The organism is Embleya australiensis (assembly GCF_051903075.1).
Lineage (GTDB): Bacteria > Actinomycetota > Actinomycetes > Streptomycetales > Streptomycetaceae > Embleya.
Genome location: NZ_CP182422.1, coordinates 4,598,192 through 4,617,523 on the forward strand (window position 1 = coordinate 4,598,192; position 19,332 = coordinate 4,617,523).

Here is a 19,332-nt window from a genome sequence, read left to right on the forward strand (position 1 = left end):
TCGTGGGCACCTTCCCGGGCGTCGTCACGTTCCATCGATAGGCCGGTCAGGTGTCGTCGGCGAGGTTCGTCCGCGAACCGGTGGACCCCGCGCGCCGCCGGACAGGAGTATGGGAAGGCAACCACCCGATCGCGCGGCGGGACCGCGGCTGCATGGGGAGCGAGAGACTTGACCGACCCGGAAGCGCCCGAGCGTCTGCTGGCGGGGCGATACCGCCTGGGTGATCAACTGGGCCGGGGCGGGATGGGCACCGTGTGGCGGGCGGTGGACACCATGTTGGATCGCGACGTGGCGGTCAAGGAGATGCGGCTGCCCCGCTATGAGGACGAGGACGAGCGCGGCACGCTGAGCGCGCGGATGTTGCGCGAGGCGCGGGCGGCGGCTCGGATCGACCACCCGAACGTGGTGACCATCTTCGACGTCGCCGAGCAGGACGAGCGGCCCTGGATCGTGATGGAACTGGTCCGCGGGCTCTCCCTGGCCCAGGAGTTGGACAAGGAGGGGCCGATCCCGCCCGAGCAGGTCGCCGAATTGGGCCTGCGCCTGCTCGCCGCGCTGGAGGCCGCGCACGAGGTCGGCGTGTTGCACCGCGACGTCAAGCCCGCGAACGTGCTCTTGGCCCGCAACGGCCGGGTGGTGCTCACCGACTTCGGCGTCGCCTCGGTCGAGGACAGCGCCACGCTCACCCAGGCCGGCGCGATGGTCGGCTCGCCCGAATACCTGGCGCCGGAGCAGATCGCGGGCGAGCCGCCCGGGCCGCCCGCCGACCTGTGGTCGCTCGGCGCGACGCTGTTCGAGGCGGTCGAGGGCCGACCGGCGTATCGCCGCAACACGCACGCGGCCACCCTCGCCGCGGTGGCCGCGGGCCGCTTCCCGGAGATCTTCCTGGCCGGCCCGCTGACCCCGGTGCTCAAGGCGCTGCTGGTCAAGGACCCGGCGCGGCGCGGCTCGGTGGCCCAGGTGCGCGAGTTGCTCCTGGAGATCGTCGAGCGCATGCCGACCGCGGCCGGCGGATCGACCTCCGAGCGTTTTGTGCCGGACCGGACCCGGCCCGGCGCGGTGCGGCGGCACGGTGTGCGGGTGACCGGCCATCCGCACATCCCGCTGCGCCCCGGCACGCCGCGGGCGCCGGGCACGCCGCGTCCGCCGGCCCGGGCGGGCGCGGGCACCCGGGGCGGCGCCCGGGGGAGCCTGGACGAGACCTCCACCAACGTGCGCCTGCCCCGCGAGGGCGGCGCGTTCCGGGCCCGCTACCGGCGCTGGCCGCGCTGGTGGTTCCGGCACTGGACGACCATCCTGACCTCGGTCGGCATCGCCACCGCCGCCGGCGCGCGCTGGCTGGCCGCGTTCGGCAACTGGACCGGGATGTACACGATCGTGCTGCTCGCGCTCGCGCTGAGCGTGTGGCTGGTGTTGCCGCACCGGCGGATCTCCCGGTCGGTGCCGATCGCGATGTTGCTCGGGGTCATCGCCGGCGGCGCGCTGGAGGCGGCGAAGATCAACCCGAACCCGATCATCGTCGGCGCGCTGATCGGCGGCTGCCTGGTGGTCGGCCCGCTCGTGGACAACAAGGTGATACCGCGACTGCGCCGGCGGCGCCGCACCGACCTGGGCTTCGCGCTGCCCGTGCCGGAGGGCTGGACCTGTACGGACAGCCAGAGCGGGCTGACGGTGACCGACCCGGACCGGCTGATCTCGGTCACCGTCACCGTCGACCGGGGCATCGTGATGGCCCCCGAGGAGTCGGTCGCGCACCGCGAGCACGGCAGCGTCGGCGGGCGGGAGCGGCTGGACGGCGAGGACTACGAGCGGCTGCTCCTGCGGGCCATCGACTACCGGGGCCACGAGGCCGCGGAGTGGGAGTACGTCTGGCGCGGCCAGGACCTGACCACGTACCACGGCAAGGACCTGGTCGTGCGCACCACGTCCGGCCTGCGCTACTGGCTGACCGTGCGCGGTCGCGACGACCTGTGGGGCACGGCCGGCGCCTATTACGAGCACGCCCGCCGTCACCTGTCGATCGCCGCTTGACCGGGCCCGGAAGACGATCCGGTCGGGGGCGGCGATGAGTGGACGCGTACTCGCGGGGCGGTACCTGTTGACGGAGGTGCTGGGGCAGGGCGGCATGGGGGTGGTGTGGCGGGCCCACGACCCGGAGATCGGGCGGGACGTGGCGATCAAGGAGTTGCGGCTGCCCGACTGGCTCGACGCCGACGAGGTGGCCCGGCGCTCGGCGCGGATGCAGCGCGAAGTGCGGGCCGCGGGGCGGGTGCGGCACCCGAACGTGGTCACCGTGTTCGACATCGTGGTCGAGGACGGCCGGCCGTGGATCGTGATGCAGCTGCTGCCGGGCCGGCCGCTCACCGCGCTGATCGCCGAGGGCGCGATGGAGCCGGAGCGGGTGGCGCGGATCGGCGCGCGCATGCTCGCGGGGCTGGCCGCCGTGCACCGGGTCCGCATCGAGCACCGGGATGTGAAGCCCGCCAACGTGATCGTGGACGAGGACGACGGCGTGGTGCTCACCGACTTCGGCATCGCGACGCACCCGGACGCGCCCGCGGTCACCGAGACCGGCGCGACGGCGGGCACCCCGGAGTACATGGCGCCGGAGCGGGCGAGCGGGCGGCCGTCCGGGGCGCCGGCCGACCTGTGGTCGCTGGGTGTGACGTTGTACGAGATGGTCGAGGGATTCTCGCCGTTCCGCCGGGACAATCCGCTGGCCACGCTGCAGGCGGTGGCGCTGGGCAGGTGCCCGCCGCCCACGCACGCCGGGCCGCTGGCCGAGGCGGTGCTCGGGCTGCTCACGCCGGATCCGGCCGCGCGGATGACGGCGGCGGACGCGGCCCCGCTGCTGGCCGCGGCGAGCGCGGGAGGAGCGGGGGAGCGGCGTGGGCCCGGCACGCCCGTCGCGCGCGCCCACCTCGCTTCCCCCGACGCACCCGGTCACCCCGACTCGGCCCCGTCCGCGAACTCCCTCCCCGGCATCGAGCCGGCGCCGACACCCGACCCGCGCACACCCCCGGAACCGGCCGCCCCCCTCGCGCCCGCCACCCCGGCCGGGTCGCGCACACCCTCCGGACCACCCATCGCGCTCGCCTCGCCCACGCCACCCGCCTCGCCCGAGTCGGCGACCCCGCTCGGGCCGCCCGCGCCGCCGGGGCCGCCCGTCGTGTTCGGCTCACCCGAACCGCCGGAGCCGGCGACCCCGCCCGGGTCGCTTACCCCGGCCCCGTTGCCCGCCCCCGCCGGGTCGTTCACCCCGGCCGCGCTGCCCGGGGGCTCGGGGCGGCCCGTGTTTGCTCGGGCGTCGCGGCGGGTGCTTGTCGTGGTGGGGGCGGTGGCGGTGGGCGTGGTGCTTGCGGTGATCGGGGTGGTCGTCGGGGTGTTGGTGGAGCGGACCGATCGTCGGGGCGTGGCCTCGGCTGCCGCTTCCGGCCCGCCGGGGGTCGGTGACGTCCGGGCGAGTGGTGCCGTCGTCGTCCCGAGTGGCGGCCCCGGTCCGGTCGATCCGGCGGGCGGGTTTCGGCGGGTGACCGCGCGCGGCGCGTTCACCGTGCTCGTGCCCGCCGACTGGACCGTGCGCGACGCGGCCGGCGAGCGGGTCTACTACCGGTCGACGGACGACCTGTACCGCCTCGGGGTGCGCCCCGACGCGTCCGACGCGCACGGCGATCCGTGCGGCGAATTGACCGTACAGGCATCCAAGGGCCTGGGACCGGGCAGCTTCATCGGAAACGGCACGGACTACCACCTGATCCGCCTCATCTGCACGACCGTGCACCGACAGGTCGCCGGACTCTGGGAGTTCACCTGGAACGACCGGGGCACGGTGCGCCGATCGATCAACATGCGCTTCGTCGAGGACGGCCGGACCTGGGACTTCTGGGTCTCCGGCCCCGACGGCGGCGCGGCGCTGGTGCGTTCGGCGTTCGAAGCGGCGCGGGAGAGTTTCACGCCGGGCGGCTGAGCCCGGCCCGGAGCGGAACCTTCGGCACCCGCCGGACGTCCTATACGTGACGCCAAAGACGCGCCGACGGGGCGGATCGGGTGGTGTCCACGGTCTTGGGGAGGACCACGTGGCACACGACAGCGGCTCGCACGGCCGCCTGGTGGATGGGCGCTATCGCCTGGGCGAGCCGCTCGGTCGAGGTGGTATGGGCACGGTGTGGCTCGCCTTCGACGAGCTGCTGCGCCGCGACGTCGCGGTCAAGGAGGTCCGGATCCCGGACGACCTGGACGAGATGGAGACCCAGGGCCGTTGCGAGCGGGCGCTGCGCGAGGCCCGCGCGGCGGCCCGGATCACCCACCCGAACGTGGTCACCATCTTCGACGTCGCCGAGGACGACGGGCGCCCGTGGATCGTGATGGAGCTGGTCCGCGCGCCCTCGCTCACCGACGTGCTCGACGAGGGCCGGATGGCCCCGCACGAGGCGGCCGAGGTCGGCCTGGCGGTGCTCGCCGCGCTGCGCGCCGCCCGCGCGGCCGACGTCCTGCACCGCGACGTGAAGCCCAGCAACATCCTGATGGCGCCCGGCGGTCGGATCGTGCTGACCGACTTCGGCATCGCCACCGTGGCCGGCTCCGTCACCCTCACCGCGACCGGGATGCTGGTCGGCTCGCCCGAATACCTGGCGCCGGAGCGGGTGCTCGGGCGTCGGCCCGGTCCGGCCTCCGACCTGTGGTCGCTCGGGGTGACCCTGTACCAGGCGGTGGAGGGGTTCTCGCCGTTTCGCCGGTCGGGCGCGATGGACACGCTCAGCGCGGTGCTCACCGACGAGCCCGCGCCGCCGCGGCAGTCCGGCGCGTTGTGGCCGGCCATCGAGGCGCTGCTGCGCAAGGACCCGTTGGAGCGGGCCGACGAGGACACCACCGAACGGCTTCTGACCGCCGCGCTGGTCGGCGTCGAACCGCTTCCCGAGGACTCCTGGAACGCGGCCGGCCCGATCCCGCCGGGCACCGCGACCGTCGAGGACCCGGGCGGCGTCCGCGGCGCCACCCGCTCGTCCTGGCAGCCGGCCCCGCCGCCGACCCCGCAGACCCGGTCGACGTCGGTGCCGACGCCGGAGCCCGGACCCGAGCCGGACTGGCGGCAGCAGCCGTCGACCGCCGCCGCGCCGCCGTTCGGCGCGGCCAGTTCCGCCGACCCGGACAGCTCCGGCGGCGGCTACCCGGCGACCGGCGCACACGCCTGGTCGCCCACCGACGCGGTGCACGGCTCGGCCACCGCCGACGACCGGGTCAACCCGGTGCTGATCGGCCCGGCCGGCGGCCCCTCCGACGGCCCGTCGGCCGCGGCCGACGCCGCCACGAAGAAGAAGCGCCGCAAGGCCGTCGTCTTCGGCACCATGGTCGCCGCCGCGGTGGCCGCGCTGGCGATCTTCGTGCCGAACGCGCTGGGCGGACAGAGCGGTGGCGGAGGCGGCGACCGCGACTCGGGCAACGTGAAGGTCGCCGACACGCAGCCTCCCGGCTCGGGCGCCGCGAACTCGCCGGGAAGCGGGACCCGCAACGACATGCTGCACACCACCGGCTCCTCCACCGGCTCCGGGAACAACGACAGCGGCACCTCGGGCAGCGGCAGCCAGGGATCCGGGTCGACCCGCACCTCGCGGCCGACGAACACGGAGACCTGGACCACCCGCCCGCCCACGACGCGCCCGCCCACCACGAGGCCGCCGACCACGAGCAGGCCGCCGACGACCACCACGACCACGCGCCCGCCGATCACCGACCCGCCGTCGGCCGGCAGCGCGGGCAAGTCGACCTGATCGGGTTCGCCCCCGCCCGATCGAGCACCGGCCGCGGCTCGCCCGCGGCCGGAAACCCCACGTCACGGCCGTGACGGGGACCGTCGGCGTGCCCGCCGGCGGGGTGCGAGAGGCGGGCCCGGAGCGGTCCGGTCGGCGGATCCGCTCGCCGAACCCCCAGGCGTCGCATCTAATGTGGCGGGTTGCAGACCGAAGATGGCCGGCGGTACGGCCGGCCGATGCGGGGAGGGTACGTGGCACAGACCGGGGGCACGCGCGGTCGGGTGGTCGGCGGGCGTTACCGGTTGGGCACCATGCTCGGCCGAGGCGGCATGGGCACGGTATGGCGTGCCGTGGACGAGATGCTGCACCGCGACGTCGCGATCAAGGAGCTGCGGCTGCCCGACCACCTCGACGACGAGGAGAAGGAGCTGGCCCGCGAGCGCACGATGCGCGAGGCCCGCACGGCGGCCCGGATCGGGCATCCGAACGTGGTCACCATCCACGACGTGGTCGAGGACGGCGGCATCCCGTGGATCGTGATGGAGCTGGTCGAGGCCCAGTCGCTCGCCGAGATCCTGGAGACGCAGGGCACGCTGACCCCGGCCGACGCCGCCGAACTGGGCCTGAAGGTGCTCGACGCGCTGATCGCCGCCGATCAGAAGGGCGTGCTGCATCGCGACGTCAAACCCGCGAACATCCTCGTCACCCCGCACGGGCGGGTGGTGCTGACCGACTTCGGGATCGCCACCGCGACCGGCACCGCGACGCTCACCACCACCGGCATGCTGGTCGGGTCGCCGGACTTCCTGTCGCCGGAGCGGGCCGAGGGCAAACGCCCGCTGCTCGCCGCCGACCTGTGGTCGCTCGCCGTGGTGCTGTACATGGCGGTCGAGGGACGCAACCCGTTCCGTCGGGGCACCATGATCAGCACGCTGAACGCGATCCTGAACGACGAGGCCGACCCGCCCCGGCACGCGGGCGGGCTCGAGCCGGTGATCGCGGGCTGGCTGGTCAAGGACGTCGACCTGCGGATGGGCGTGGAGGACGGCGCCCGGATCCTGCGCGAGGTGGCGAACTCGACGCCGTCGCGGCAGTACGGCGCGGTCCCGCCGCCGCCGACCCCGGTTGCCGACCCCGGCGCGCCGACCACCCCGGCCCAGCCGTACGACCCGCACGGGCGCGCGCAGGCCGGCCACGACACGGGCGCGACCGGTCACCCTGGCGGCAACACGCCGCCGAACTCCTGGCCGCAACCGGCGTATTCGCCCGCCGAGGCGTCGCCGACCCGCACGGGCGTACCCCCGCAACCGCCGCACATCCCGCACACCCCCGCGCCGCCGCATCAGCCGACCCCTGAGCCGCGCCGACGCGGCCGGATCGTCGCGGTCGTGGCGCTCGTGGTCGCGCTGATCGCGGGCGGCGCCGCGGTGGGGTTCCTGGTCACCCGGGACGACGACAAGGGCGGCAAGGCGGGCCCGAACCCGCCCGCCTCCGGGCAGGTGACGCCGCCGCAGACCCAGCCGCCGGCGCCCAACGTTCCCCCCACCTCGCCGCCGTCCGCCTCCGCGCCGAACGGGTCCGTCCCGCCCGCCGGCTACGAACTGGTCAAGGATCCGCTCGGATTCTCTTTGTTCATGCCCAAGGGCGACAGGACCCGTACGGTCTTCGGCGTCAACAAGGACCAGATCAAGTACGTGACGGCGGATCGGAAGACCGCCTATGTGATCGGCGCGACGCCGTTCGGCCACGACCCGCTGGGCAACTTCGAGCGGGTCGTCGAGTCGACCGCACAGAAGAAGCCCGGCTACAACCGGCGACAACTGCGGGAGTACACCCCGCTGCCGCCGGGCACGCGTACGGCCGCACTGTGGGAGTACGTCTTTCAGGGCGACCCGATCAGGGGCGACGACTCGGGCAGTTCGGTGCCCAGTCATGCGATGAACCTGGGCGTCGTGACGACCGGAAACGTGGACTACGCGTTGTACGTGGCGTCGTACGAGAAGGACTGGAACCCGCTCTCGCTGGACCGCTTCGAGAGGATGACGGAGTCCTTCCAGGGCAAGTGACGCGCGAGTCCGAGTCCCGTCCCGGGGTACGGTCCGAGGAGTCCCAGCCATCCCCGGAGGTACATCAGTGAGCACGCAGCACCCCCAAGACGTCGCGACCGTCGATGTCGACGTGATCGTCCTCGGCCTCGGCGTCGGCGGTGAGGCCGTCGCCGGCAACCTGGCCTCCGCCGGTTTGGACGTGGTGGGCATCGAGGACGGCCTCGTCGGCGGCGAGTGTCCGTACTGGGGCTGCATCCCGTCGAAGGCGATGGTGTACGCGGCGGCCCGGGCCCGGACCGAGGAGCACCCCGACTGGGCGCCGCTCGCCGCGCGGGTCCGCGAGTTGACCGCCGACTGGGACGACACGGCGGCCGTGGACCGGCTGATCGACAAGGGCATGACCTTCGTACGCGGCGCCGGCCGGATCACCGGCGTGGACACCGTCGAGGTGCCCGGCCCCGACGGGGTGCGGCGTTTCCGGGCCCGGCACGCGATCGTGGTCGGCACCGGTACCAAGGCGTTCGTCCCGCCGATCGAGGGCCTGGCGGGCACCCCGCTGTGGACCAATCGCGAGGCGATCGAGGCCGCCGAGGCGCCGGCCTCGCTCGCGGTGCTCGGCGGCGGTGCGATCGGCCTCGAACTCGCCCAGGTGTTCACCCGATTCGGCACCCGGGTGACGATCGTGGAGAACGGCGAGCGGGTGTTGGCCGCCGAGGAGCCGGAATCCTCCGACCTGGCCGCATGGGCGTTGGGCGAGGACGGCGTCGAGATCCACCTCGGCGCGCGGGCCGAGCGGGTCGCGCACGACGGCAAGACGTTCACCGTCGAACTCTCCGACGGGCGCTCGATCGAGGCGGAGAAGCTGCTGGTGGCCACCGGCCGCCGGGTGGACCTGCCGGGCCTGGGCGCCGAGGCGCTGGGCGTCGACCCGCACGCGCACGCGCTGCCGGTGGACGGGCAGTTGCGGGTGCAGCCCGGCGGCACGGCCCCCGCGGTCTGGGCGGTCGGCGACGTGACCGGGCAGGGCGCGTTCACCCACGTGGCGATGTACCAGTCGGCCATCGTGACCAAGGCGGTCCTGCACGCGGCCGGTCGGGGTACCGCCGGACCCGACGCGGACCACAGCGCGCTGCCGCGGGTGACGTTCGTCGACCCGGAGATCGCCGCGGTCGGCCTGACCGAGCACCAGGCCCGCGCCGCCGGGCTCTCGGTGCGGATCGGCCACGCGGACCTGGCCGCCTCCTCGCGCGGACACATCACCGGCGCGCGCGGCTTCGTGAAGGTGATCGAGGACGTCGACCGGGGCGTGCTGGTCGGCGCGACCACCGCCGGCCCGGCCGGCGGCGAGATCCTGGGCGCGCTCGTGGTGGCCGTGCGCGCGGCGGTCCCGGTGGCCACGCTGCGGGACATGATGTACGCGTATCCCACGTATCACCGCACCATCGAGTCGGCGCTGGCCGACCTCGACACGGACTGAGTCGGGCCCGGGAACGGCGTGTGGGCGGGTCGGGTCCGTCCGCGCGCCGGACGGTTCTTGTTACCCGAAAGTAGCGCTGTCTAGGCTGGTGCCATGACGGACATCGCAGCGCCCGCAGCAGCCTCCATCGCCGTGCCCCACCTGCCCGCCGAGCGACTGGCGCGGCGCGTGGTGACCGGCGCCGTGCCGACGAAGGTGACGACCCGTAGTCCGTTCGACGGGTCGCCGATCGCCGAACTCCCCGAGTCCACCCCGGAGAACGTCACCTCCGCCTTCGCCCGCGCGCGGCTCGCGCAGACCGCGTGGGCGAAGCGTTCGGTGCGTGAGCGGGCCGCGGTGTTCCTGCGTTTCCACGACCGGGTGCTGGAGCGCCAGTCGGAGATCCTGGACATCGTCCAGACCGAGACCGGCAAGGCACGCAAGCACGCCTTCGAGGAGGTCCTGGACGTCGCGCTGTGCTCGCGGCACTACGGCCGGCGGGCCGCGGGCTACCTGCGCGAGCGCCGCCGGGCCGGTGCGCTGCCGGTGCTCACCAAGGCGATCGAGGTCCGCCACCCCAAGGGAGTGGTCGGCCTGGTGTCGCCGTGGAACTACCCGCTGGCGCTGTCCATCGGCGACGCGATCCCGGCGTTCATCGCGGGCAACGCGGTGGTGATGAAGCCCGACACGCAGACCGCGCTGACCGCGCTGTGGGCCCAGGACGTGCTGATCGACTGCGGCCTTCCCGAGGACCTGTGGCAGATCGTGCTCGGCGACGGCCCGGTGGTCGGCACGGCGGTGGTGGAGGGCGCGGACTACGTCGGGTTCACCGGCTCCACCCGCACCGGCCGCGAGGTGGCCCGGCGGGCGGCCGAGCGACTGGTCGGCGCGTCGCTGGAGTTGGGCGGGAAGAACGCGATGATCGTGCTGCCCGACGCGGACCTGGACCGGGCCGCCGAGGGGGCGGTGCGCGCCTGCTTCTCCTCCGCCGGGCAGTTGTGCATCTCGATCGAGCGGATGTATGTGCACGAGGACGTGCACGACGCGTTCGTGGACCGGTTCCTGGGCCGGATCCAGGCGATGCGGCTCGCGGCCGGATACGGGTGGGACACCGACATGGGCTCGCTGGTCTCGCGCCGGCAGTTGGACACGGTCACCCGGCACGTGGACGAGGCCCGGGCGGCGGGCGCACGGGTGCTGGTCGGCGGCAAGGCCCGGCCCGACCTGGGCCCGCTGTTCTACGAGCCGACGGTGCTCGCCGACGTCACCCCCGAGATGGCGGTGTGCGCGGAGGAGACGTTCGGCCCGGTGGTGTCGGTGTACCGCTACACCGAGGAGGAAGAGGTCGTCACCCGCGCCAACGAGACGGCGTACGGCCTCAACGCGAGCGTGTGGACGCGCGACACCCGGCACGGCGGCGCGCTCGCGCGCCGGTTGCGCGCGGGCACGGTGAACGTCAACGAGGGCTACGCGGCGGCGTACGGCAGCGCGGGCGCGCCGATGGGCGGCATGGGCGACTCGGGCCTGGGTCGCCGACACGGCGCGGAGGGGATCATGAAGTTCACCGAGGCGCAGACCGTGGCCACCCAGCGCCTCCTGCCGATCGCCGCCCCGTTCGGCATGACCGACGAGCAGTGGGCCCGCTCGCTGACGTTGTCCCTGCGCATCATGAAGACCCTGCGCGTGCGCTGACCCCGCGCGTGCGGTCGGTGCCCACGGGCCTCACACGCCTGCCGATACCCGGCGCGCGCCGGGTATCGGCAGGCGTGTGTGCGGCTCGCGGGGCGCGAGTCGGCGCAAGGGTGAATTCCGTTCGCCGGGCAGGGCCGAGCGAGGGACTGCCAACTCGGGGCAAAATGACATTTATCGACCGGTTAATGATCATCATTTGCGCTAACCGGACGCCCCCGAGCCGGCCGCGCACTTCGCCGGAACCACCGATGGGGGCACCGAATCCCGCTACTCTTGGCGCTGCCGGCGGCTTTGGTGTGAAAGATCCGCGTTGCGCAGCTTTCGCGGTGCGTGGGATTCGTGGTGCATGGGGCACGCCGAGGCCCGACGCGCGGGGGTCGATCCGTGGATCGACCCAAGGCGCGGCGGCCGGTGTCGGGCGTCCCCGACACCGGCCGCCGGCGGGGTTGTGACCGGTTGCTGTCCCCTGCGTCCCGGTCACGGCACCAACGCGAGGTCCCACGGCGCGCTGGTGAGCGCGCCTCATCGCGTCGGCGGCCTTGCGGTGCCCGGCCCGCGCATGAAGCGGGCCGGCCATCAGTCACAACGACCGCCGGCGCGATGAGGTTACGCCCGGGGGCCGACCCGACCGCGGCACAACTCCAGAAGGGTCAGCGCGACGGTGGTGCCCGGCTTGCCCAGCCCCTCGCGGTACCGGGCGATGACCTCCATCTCGCGGGACAGTTGCACGCGGGCGCCGCCCGACGCGACGCGGACCCGCTGGATCTCGGCGGAGATGTCCACCCGCTCGGTGATCAGCGCGATGATCCGCCGGTCGAGGTCGTCGATGCGGGCGCGGCCCGCGCCGATCACGTCCTCGGGCGTCTGCGGCGGGGTGGTGGTGGTGTCGTCCATGCGGCCTGCTCTCCGGAAGGGGTCGGATCCGGGGCCTCGACACGAACGCGAAGACGCCCCGGGTACCGGACCCGGGGCGTCTTCGTCTGCCTGTGGCTGTGCTGCGTTCAGGCGGTGACGGCGGCGCCGGGGATCCCGGTGCCATAGGTAAAGCTGCGCGTCACGCCGAACGAGGACATGGCGTCAGTATGCCGCGACGGCGGGAGCGGACACCAGCCGGGGTCACCCGCGCGACGCCGGTAGAATCGGCGTACACCCCTTTTTCGCTTCGCCGGAAGGCCCCTCGTGACCTTTGCCAGCCCGGACGGAGGCGGCACCGAAACCGTCCTCGTCGTCGACTTCGGCGCCCAGTACGCCCAGCTCATCGCCCGCCGGGTGCGCGAGGCGCGCGTATACAGCGAGATCGTGCCGCACAGCATGTCCGTGCCGGAGATGCTCGCGAAGCGCCCGGCCGCGATCATCCTGTCCGGCGGCCCCTCCTCGGTGTACGCGGACGAGGCGCCCAGCATCGACCCGGCGCTGTTCACGGCCGGCGTCCCGGTGCTCGGCATCTGCTACGGCTTCCAGGCCATGGCGCAGACCCTGGGCGGGGTGGTCGAGAAGACCGGTCTCGCCGAGTTCGGCGCCACCCCGCTGACCGTGACCGGTACGCGAAGCACCCTGTTCGACGGGCTGCCCGTCGACCTGTCGGTGTGGATGTCGCACGGCGACTCGGTCTCCGCCGCGCCGGCCGGCTTCGCGGTCACCGCGACCAGCGCGGGCGCGCCGGTCGCCGCGATCGAGAACGACGAGGCGCGGCTGTACGGCGTGCAGTACCACCCCGAGGTGATGCACAGCGAGCACGGCCAGGCCATCCTGGAGCGCTTCCTGAAGGTGGGCGCGAAGCTCGCGGCGAACTGGACGATGGTCAACATCGTCGAGGAGCAGGTCGAGCTGATCCGTGAGCAGGTCGGCGACAAGCACGTGATCTGCGGCCTGTCCGGCGGGGTCGACTCCGCGGTCGCCGCGGCCCTGGTCCAGCGCGCCGTGGGCGACAAGCTCACCTGCGTGTTCGTCGACCACGGCCTGCTGCGCAAGGACGAGCCCGAGCAGGTCGAGCGGGACTACGTGGCGGCCACCGGGGTCTCGCTCAAGGTGGTCAACGCCCAGGAACGCTTCCTGATCGCGCTCGCCGGGGTGACCGACCCCGAGGAGAAGCGGAAGATCATCGGGCGCGAGTTCATCCGGGTCTTCGAGCAGGCCGCCGCCGAGGTGGTCGCCGAGGCGGGCGCGCACGGCGAGGAGGTCGAGTTCCTGGTCCAGGGCACGCTCTACCCGGACGTGGTCGAGTCCGGCGGCGGCACCGGCACCGCGAACATCAAGTCGCACCACAACGTCGGCGGGCTGCCCGAAGACCTCCAGTTCAAGCTGATCGAGCCGCTGCGCAAGTTGTTCAAGGACGAGGTGCGCGCGGTCGGCGAGCAGTTGGGCCTGCCCTCGGAGATCGTCTGGCGGCAGCCGTTCCCGGGCCCCGGTCTGGGGATCCGGATCATCGGCGAGGTCACCGCCGACCGGCTGGAGATCCTGCGCGAGGCGGACGCGATCGCCCGCGAGGAGTTGTCCCGCGCCGGGCTCGACCGGGAGATCTGGCAGTGCCCCGTGGTGCTGCTGGCCGACGTGCGCTCGGTCGGCGTCCAGGGCGACGGCCGCACCTACGGCCACCCGATCGTGCTGCGTCCGGTGTCCTCGGAGGACGCCATGACCGCCGACTGGTCGCGCCTGCCCTACGACCTGCTGGCCCGGATCTCCAACCGGATCACCAACGAGGTCCGGGAGATCAACCGGGTCACTCTCGATGTGACGAGCAAGCCCCCGGGCACCATCGAGTGGGAGTAGCCTCCCGCGTCGCTCCGCCCGCTGCGCTCGATCGGGTCCACCACCTCGATCGCACGTGCTTTCGCCGGCCTCCGCCCGATTTCGGACGGGGGCCGGCGGCGTTCCCGGAGCCCGCCGCGGCCGGGCCGACGAGCCGGCGGGACGCCTTGTGGGATACGGGGGTTGGCGTCGCGGCGGGTCTTCGATCGAGATTGCGCGCGATCGCCGGACCGGGCCGGTACGGCCCTCTCGGATGCGGCACAATGTGCCGCTGAACGAGCACGTTCGTATGTGGTGGTGGGGAGGGCGTGGCGAAGTGGCGCACGGTGTCGGTGTGCACGGACCGGACTGTCATTGCGTGGTCCGGGAGGAATACCGCAGGACCGTCGCCGATTTCGAGACGCTGCGGCGGGCGCTGGCCCGCAAGGAGGGTGTGCCCTCGGCGGTCGCCCACTCCGACGGCGGCGCGCGCCAGTGGATCTCCGACGAACTGCGGGGCAAGGCCCAGGACTTGGCCACCATACGGCGGGCCCAGGGGCGGGCCTGGCTACAGGTGTTGGGCGGTCGTGCGCTGATCGTGCTGTGGTTCCTGGTCGCCGTGCTCGTCCTGGTGCAGGCGCTGACCGCGATCGGCGCGGGCTGGACCGGCTCGCGCACCGCCGGGATCGTGGCGGCCGTGGTGGTCGCCGGAGCGCTCAGCGTGGTCGGCTGGGCCGCCCGGGCCGGGGGCGGCGTGTTCGCGCCCGTACGGGGCCTGGACGGGCGCCTGTCCACCTCCAAGGCGGTCGCCGCGCTGTGGATGGTGGCGCTGATGTACTGCTTCGCCTTCCTGGGCATGCGGCTCGCCGCGGCCTCCGGGGACGGACAGCGGGACCGGCTGCTCGATCGGCTGGGCGACGTCGCGCTCGACCAGATCACCCTGGTGGCCGCGCCGCTGCTCGCCGCGGTGGCGGTACGCCGGATCGTCGGCGACAAGGTCGGCCGCCGGGTGCTGCAAAAGCTCCGCGCCGACCAGGCGGCGCTGCGCGACCTGGTCACCGACGACGCGGGTCGGGCCTCGTTCGTGGACGCCCAGTACGTCCTGGTCAACCTGGTCGCGGTCGGCTTCGTCGTGGTCGGTCTGGCCCGCGACCCCGATCGGCTCCCGGACATCCCGGCCACGCTGGTCGCGCTCGCCGTGGTCTCGGTGGTCACCTACCTCGCCGGCAAGCTGGCGGAGAACGACCGCCCGGTGATCCTGTCCGTGGTGCGCGTGCGCACACGCGGCGACCTGGACTCCGCGGTCCGCCAGGGCGACGACATCGAGGTGCGCGGGATCAACCTCGCGGCGGGTGGCTCGCACGAGGCGGACCTGCTGGCGCGCGTGGTGGTCAAGTTCGGCGCGGTCCACGTGCACGCCCCGCTGATCCCGGCCGACACCGGCTTCGCCAACCCCTCCGACGCGTGCGTGGTCGTCCCGGTCCCGGTCGACGTGGAACCGGGCCGGGTGGAGCTGTGCGTGGTGTCCGCCTCCGGCGTGGAGTCGGCGCCGTACGAGATCCAGATCGCGGGCTGAGCGGAGCGGAACACGCAGGCGGGCCGGGTCGAGGACATCGACCCGGCCCGCACTCGTCTCGACGCGAGCGGCGCTACAACTTCTGTACCGGCGCGTAGCGCAGCAGCAGGGTCTTCTCGCCGCCCGCGCCGAAATCGATGGTCGCCTTCGCCTTGTCACCGGTCTCGGCGGTGGACACCACCGTGCCCAGGCCGAACTTGTCGTGGGTGACCCGGTCGCCCGGGGACAGCGCGATGGCCGGGCGCTCCTTGATCTGCGCGCCCTTGCCGAAGCCGCCGCGCGAGCCGACCGTCGACTTCGTCGCCGACATCGCCTTGGCCGCCGACGGCGAGGTGCCGCGCCAGTCGACCAGCTTCTCCGGCAGTTCGGTCAGGAAGCGCGACGGCGGGTTGTAGGACGGCGCGCCCCACGCGCTGCGCATCTTCGCCAGGGTGACGTAGAGCCGCTCGCGGGCGCGGGTGATGCCCACGTAGGCCAGCCGGCGCTCCTCCTCCAACTCCTTCGCGTCGCCGAGCGAGCGCATGTGCGGGAAGACGCCGTCCTCCAGGCCGGTGAGGAACACCGTGGGGAACTCCAGGCCCTTGGCGGTGTGCAGGGTCATCAGGGTGACCACGCCGCCGTCCTCGGCGTCGCTCGGGATCTGGTCGGAGTCGGCCACGAGCGAGACCCGCTCCAGGAAGTCGGCGAGCGTGCCCGAGCCGCCCTCCTGGGCTTGGGCCTGCTCGAACTCCAGTGCCACCGCAGCGAGTTCCTGAAGGTTCTCGATCCGGGTCTCGTCCTGCGGGTCGCTGGAGGCCTGCAACTCGGCGAGGTAGCCGCTCTGTTCCAGGATCGCCTCCAGGACGGTCGCCGGACCCGCGCCGCCGTCCACCACCGCGGTGAGGTCGTCCAGGAGCCGGACGAAGCCCTTGACCGCGTTGGCCGAGCGCTTGGCCAGCCCCGGCGCGTCGTCGGCCCGGCGCAGCGCCTGGGCGAACGGGATGCGGTCGCGGGTCGCGAGCACGTCCAGGCACGCCTCGGCCCGGTCGCCGATGCCGCGCTTGGGCACGTTCAGGATCCGGCGCAGCGAGACCGTGTCGTCGGGATTGGCCAGCAGGCGCAGGTAGGCGAGCACGTCGCGGACCTCGCGGCGCTCGTAGAAGCGCACGCCGCCGACGACCTTGTACGGCAGGCCGACCCGGATGAAGACTTCCTCGAAGACGCGGGACTGGGCGTTGGTCCGGTAGAACACCGCGACCTGTCCCGGCTTGGTGTGGCCCGCGTCGGTGAGGCGGTCCACCTCGTCGGCGACGAACTGCGCCTCGTCGTGCTCGTCGTCCGCGACGTAGCCGACGATGGGGGTGCCGGCGCCGGCGTCGGTCCACAGGTTCTTCGCGCGCCGGTTGCTGTTGCGCTCGATCACCGCGTTGGCCGCGCTCAGGATGGTCTGCGTGGAGCGGTAGTTCTGCTCCAGCAGGATCGTGGTGGCGTTCGGGTAGTCGGCCTCGAAGTCGAGGATGTTGCGGATGGTCGCGCCGCGGAACGCGTAGATCGACTGGTCCGCGTCGCCGACCACGCACAACTCGGCCGGTTCGAGCCCGACGAGCCCGGCCTCGGCGGGGTTGACCAACTCGCCGTCCACCGTCAGGCGCGGGCCGCTGCCGGCCGCGCCGCCGACCAGCTCGCGCACCAGCGTGTACTGCGCGTGGTTGGTGTCCTGGTACTCGTCCACCAGCACGTGCCGGAACCGTCGCCGGTAGTGCTCGGCGACGTCCGGGAACGCCTGGAGCAGGTGCACCGTGGTCATGATCAGGTCGTCGAAGTCGAGCGCGTTGGCCTGGCGCAGCCGCTCCTGGTACATCGTGTAGGCCTGCGCCAGTATGCGCTCGGACTCGTTGATCGCCTTGGCCGCGAAGTCCTCGTGGTCGATCAGTTCGTTCTTGAGGTTGGACACCTGCGCGTTGAACTTGCGCGGCGGGAACTTCTTCGGGTCCAGGTCGAGGTCGCGGCAGACCATCGCCATCAGCCGCTGCTGGTCGGCCGAGTCGTAGATGGAGAACGAGGAGCTCATGCCGAGCTTCTTGTACTGCTGCCGCAGGATGCGTACGCAGGCCGAGTGGAAGGTGGACACCCACATCGCCTTGGTGCGCGGCCCGACCAGCGCCTCGACCCGCTCGCGCATCTCGGCGGCGGCCTTGTTGGTGAACGTGATCGCCAGGATCTCGCCGGGGTGCACGTGCCGGGAGGCGAGCAGGTGGGCGATGCGGTGGGTCAGCACACGGGTCTTGCCGGAGCCCGCGCCCGCCACGATGAGCAGCGGGGACCCCTCGTGCACGACCGCGGCGCGCTGTTGCGGGTTCATCCCGTCGAGCAGCCGGGCCGGGTCCACCACGGGGCGCGGGGCGCCGTTGCGGTAGTAGGCGTCGCGCGGCTCGGGCGGCGGTGCGTACTGCCCTTCGTACAGGTCGTCCGGATAGTCCTCCGGCAGGCCGTACACGTGGTTCTCGTCCGGCTCGGGCGGCAGCGGGATCTCGTCCGCGGAGCCGGCGGGGGACTTCTTGGCCGCGGTGTCGAAACCGGGCAGGGGGATGTCGTCGAAGAGGCTGCTCATCGTTCCCCGAGTCTAGGTGGGTGTCGGGCGGGTCGTGCCCGGGCCGTTGTCGCGGGCAGGGATCATTGCGCCGACAACCATCTTCGCCCCGTCGGACATCGGGTCGGTTCGGGTCGGAGCGAGTCGGATCAAGGGAGTACATCGTGCTGGACGATCGCGACGTGGAGCGGGTCCTGGTGCTGGCCGCGCACCCGGACGACATCGACTTCGGGGCGGCGGGGACGGTCGCCACGTGGACCGAGGCGGGCATCGAGGTGAGCTACTGCCTGGTCACCGACGGGGACGCGGGCGGGTTCGATCCGGCGGTGCCCCGGTCCGAGATCGGCGGGATCCGGCGGGCCGAGCAGAGCGCGGCGGCGGCGCACGTGGGGGTGCGGCAGCTGTACTGGCTGGGGTATCCGGACGGGCGCTTGGCGGCCTCCATGGAACTGCGGCGCGACATCAGCCGGGTGATCCGGCAGGTGCGCCCGCAGCGCATGGTGATCCCGAGTCCGGAGCGGGACTGGACCCGGTTGGCGCCGAGCCACCCCGACCACCTGGAGGCCGGCGAGGCGGCGATGCGGGCCATCTATCCGGACGCGCGCAACCCGTTCGCCCACCCCGAACTGCTGGAGGCGGAGGGGCTGAAGGAGTGGACGGTGCCGGAGACCTGGCTGTCGCCGACCGCGGCGCCGAACCACGCGGTGGACGTGACGGAGGTGTTCGAGCGCAAGATCGCGGCGCTGCTGTCGCACGAGAGCCAGACGGGCCATCTGCCGGAGCTGCGCGAGCACGTCGTGTCGATGCTGGAGGGCAACGCGGCGCGGTTCGACCTGGGCGCCGGACGTATGGCCGAGGTGTTCCGGGTGGTGGACACCCGCTAGCGGCGGCGGGACCGGCCGCTCAGGTCCACATCACGGCGATGGCGATGTTCGCCACGGTCAGCAGGCCGATCGCGCCGAGGACGCGCGCGGACACCCGGTCCGCGGCGCGGTTGCCCCACACCAGCAGCAGGATGACCAGCAGGATGCCGAGCTTGGTGCCGATCTTGGCGGTGTCCACGTCCCGGTCCAGGCCGGACTGCACCACGCCCACCAGGGCCAGGCCGGTGACGAGCATGGTCAGCGCGCCGTGCGTCATCGCGGGCACGATCCGCACGTCGCCGGTGCGCAGCGCGGACATCTGGGTGAGGAAGCCGCCGAGCAGGGCCGCGATGCCCACGATGTGCAGCACCAGCAGGATCTGCCGCAGAACGTCCACGTCGTACAACCCCTCGTCGATCGTCGCCCCGGTGGGCATCCGGCCGGCGTTCTCGGCGCCGACGCCAAGACCCCCGCCGCCGTCCGGCAGCCTAGCCGGCGGCGGTTCACGCCTCACCATCGGTCGAATGCCATTAAAGATCGCCAAAAGGGATCAAGATCGACTTTAGGGAATCCGGGCGCTTTTCCCGTGATACGCGGAGATGGAAACGGTGACATTGGTAAAGTTTTGGCAATACGAAGGCCAATGGTGAT

12 protein-coding genes are annotated in these 19,332 nt (G+C 72.9%); 9 read left to right on the forward strand and 3 right to left on the reverse strand.

Going from position 1 to position 19,332, the window contains the following annotated elements:
• The first annotated feature begins 168 nt into the window (after positions 1-168).
• From ACMXN5_RS20040 to ACMXN5_RS20065, 6 genes are all read left to right on the forward strand, one after another.
• Positions 169-2,031 carry a serine/threonine-protein kinase gene (locus ACMXN5_RS20040; protein WP_439676392.1) on the forward strand — a complete coding sequence of 621 codons (1,863 nt, stop codon included), beginning with the start codon at positions 169-171 and terminating at the stop codon, positions 2,029-2,031.
• A gap of 34 nt (positions 2,032-2,065) precedes the next feature.
• The gene (locus ACMXN5_RS20045) at positions 2,066-3,967 is read left to right on the forward strand and encodes a protein kinase domain-containing protein (RefSeq protein WP_439676394.1); all 1,902 of its coding nucleotides are present in this window, start codon (positions 2,066-2,068) and stop codon (positions 3,965-3,967) included.
• 109 nt (positions 3,968-4,076) lie between these two features.
• Entirely contained in the window at positions 4,077-5,768 is a 1,692-nt protein-coding gene (locus ACMXN5_RS20050) for a protein kinase domain-containing protein (RefSeq protein WP_439676396.1), read from the forward strand.
• 233 nt (positions 5,769-6,001) lie between these two features.
• Positions 6,002-7,816, forward strand: coding sequence for a protein kinase domain-containing protein (locus ACMXN5_RS20055; RefSeq protein WP_439676397.1), 1,815 nt, complete (start codon positions 6,002-6,004; stop codon positions 7,814-7,816).
• A gap of 67 nt (positions 7,817-7,883) precedes the next feature.
• Positions 7,884-9,275, forward strand: coding sequence for a dihydrolipoyl dehydrogenase family protein (locus ACMXN5_RS20060; protein ID WP_439676399.1), 1,392 nt, complete (start codon positions 7,884-7,886; stop codon positions 9,273-9,275).
• A gap of 93 nt (positions 9,276-9,368) precedes the next feature.
• A complete protein-coding gene (locus tag ACMXN5_RS20065) occupies positions 9,369-10,946 on the forward strand; it encodes a succinic semialdehyde dehydrogenase (RefSeq protein ID WP_439676401.1) in 1,578 nt (525 codons plus the stop codon).
• A gap of 606 nt (positions 10,947-11,552) precedes the next feature.
• Here ACMXN5_RS20065 and ACMXN5_RS20070 read toward each other — a convergent pair.
• A complete protein-coding gene (locus ACMXN5_RS20070) occupies positions 11,553-11,840 on the reverse strand; it encodes a chorismate mutase (RefSeq protein ID WP_395787356.1) in 288 nt (95 codons plus the stop codon).
• Positions 11,841-12,125: 285 nt separating this feature from the next.
• Here ACMXN5_RS20070 and guaA point away from each other — a divergent pair, with 285 nt between their 5' ends.
• Positions 12,126-13,715 (forward strand): glutamine-hydrolyzing GMP synthase, encoded by a 1,590-nt coding sequence (gene guaA, locus ACMXN5_RS20075; RefSeq protein ID WP_439676403.1) that lies wholly within the window; start codon positions 12,126-12,128, stop codon positions 13,713-13,715.
• Positions 13,716-14,052: 337 nt separating this feature from the next.
• A complete protein-coding gene (locus ACMXN5_RS20080; RefSeq protein ID WP_395787360.1) occupies positions 14,053-15,249 on the forward strand; it encodes a hypothetical protein in 1,197 nt (398 codons plus the stop codon).
• Positions 15,250-15,322: 73 nt separating this feature from the next.
• Here the strand turns inward: ACMXN5_RS20080 and pcrA are convergent, their stop codons facing one another.
• Positions 15,323-17,839, reverse strand: coding sequence for a DNA helicase PcrA (gene pcrA / locus ACMXN5_RS20085; protein ID WP_439676405.1), 2,517 nt, complete (start codon positions 17,837-17,839; stop codon positions 15,323-15,325).
• A gap of 143 nt (positions 17,840-17,982) precedes the next feature.
• Between pcrA and ACMXN5_RS20090 the strand changes: the two genes are divergently transcribed.
• Positions 17,983-18,702: a PIG-L deacetylase family protein gene (locus ACMXN5_RS20090; protein ID WP_439676407.1), complete on the forward strand. Its 720-nt coding sequence runs from the start codon at positions 17,983-17,985 to the stop codon at positions 18,700-18,702.
• Positions 18,703-18,721: 19 nt separating this feature from the next.
• On the opposite strand, the gene ACMXN5_RS20095 is transcribed toward ACMXN5_RS20090, so the two are convergent.
• Positions 18,722-19,078 carry a hypothetical protein gene (locus ACMXN5_RS20095; RefSeq protein ID WP_380005585.1) on the reverse strand — a complete coding sequence of 119 codons (357 nt, stop codon included), beginning with the start codon at positions 19,076-19,078 and terminating at the stop codon, positions 18,722-18,724.
• Positions 19,079-19,332: the final 254 nt, after the last annotated feature.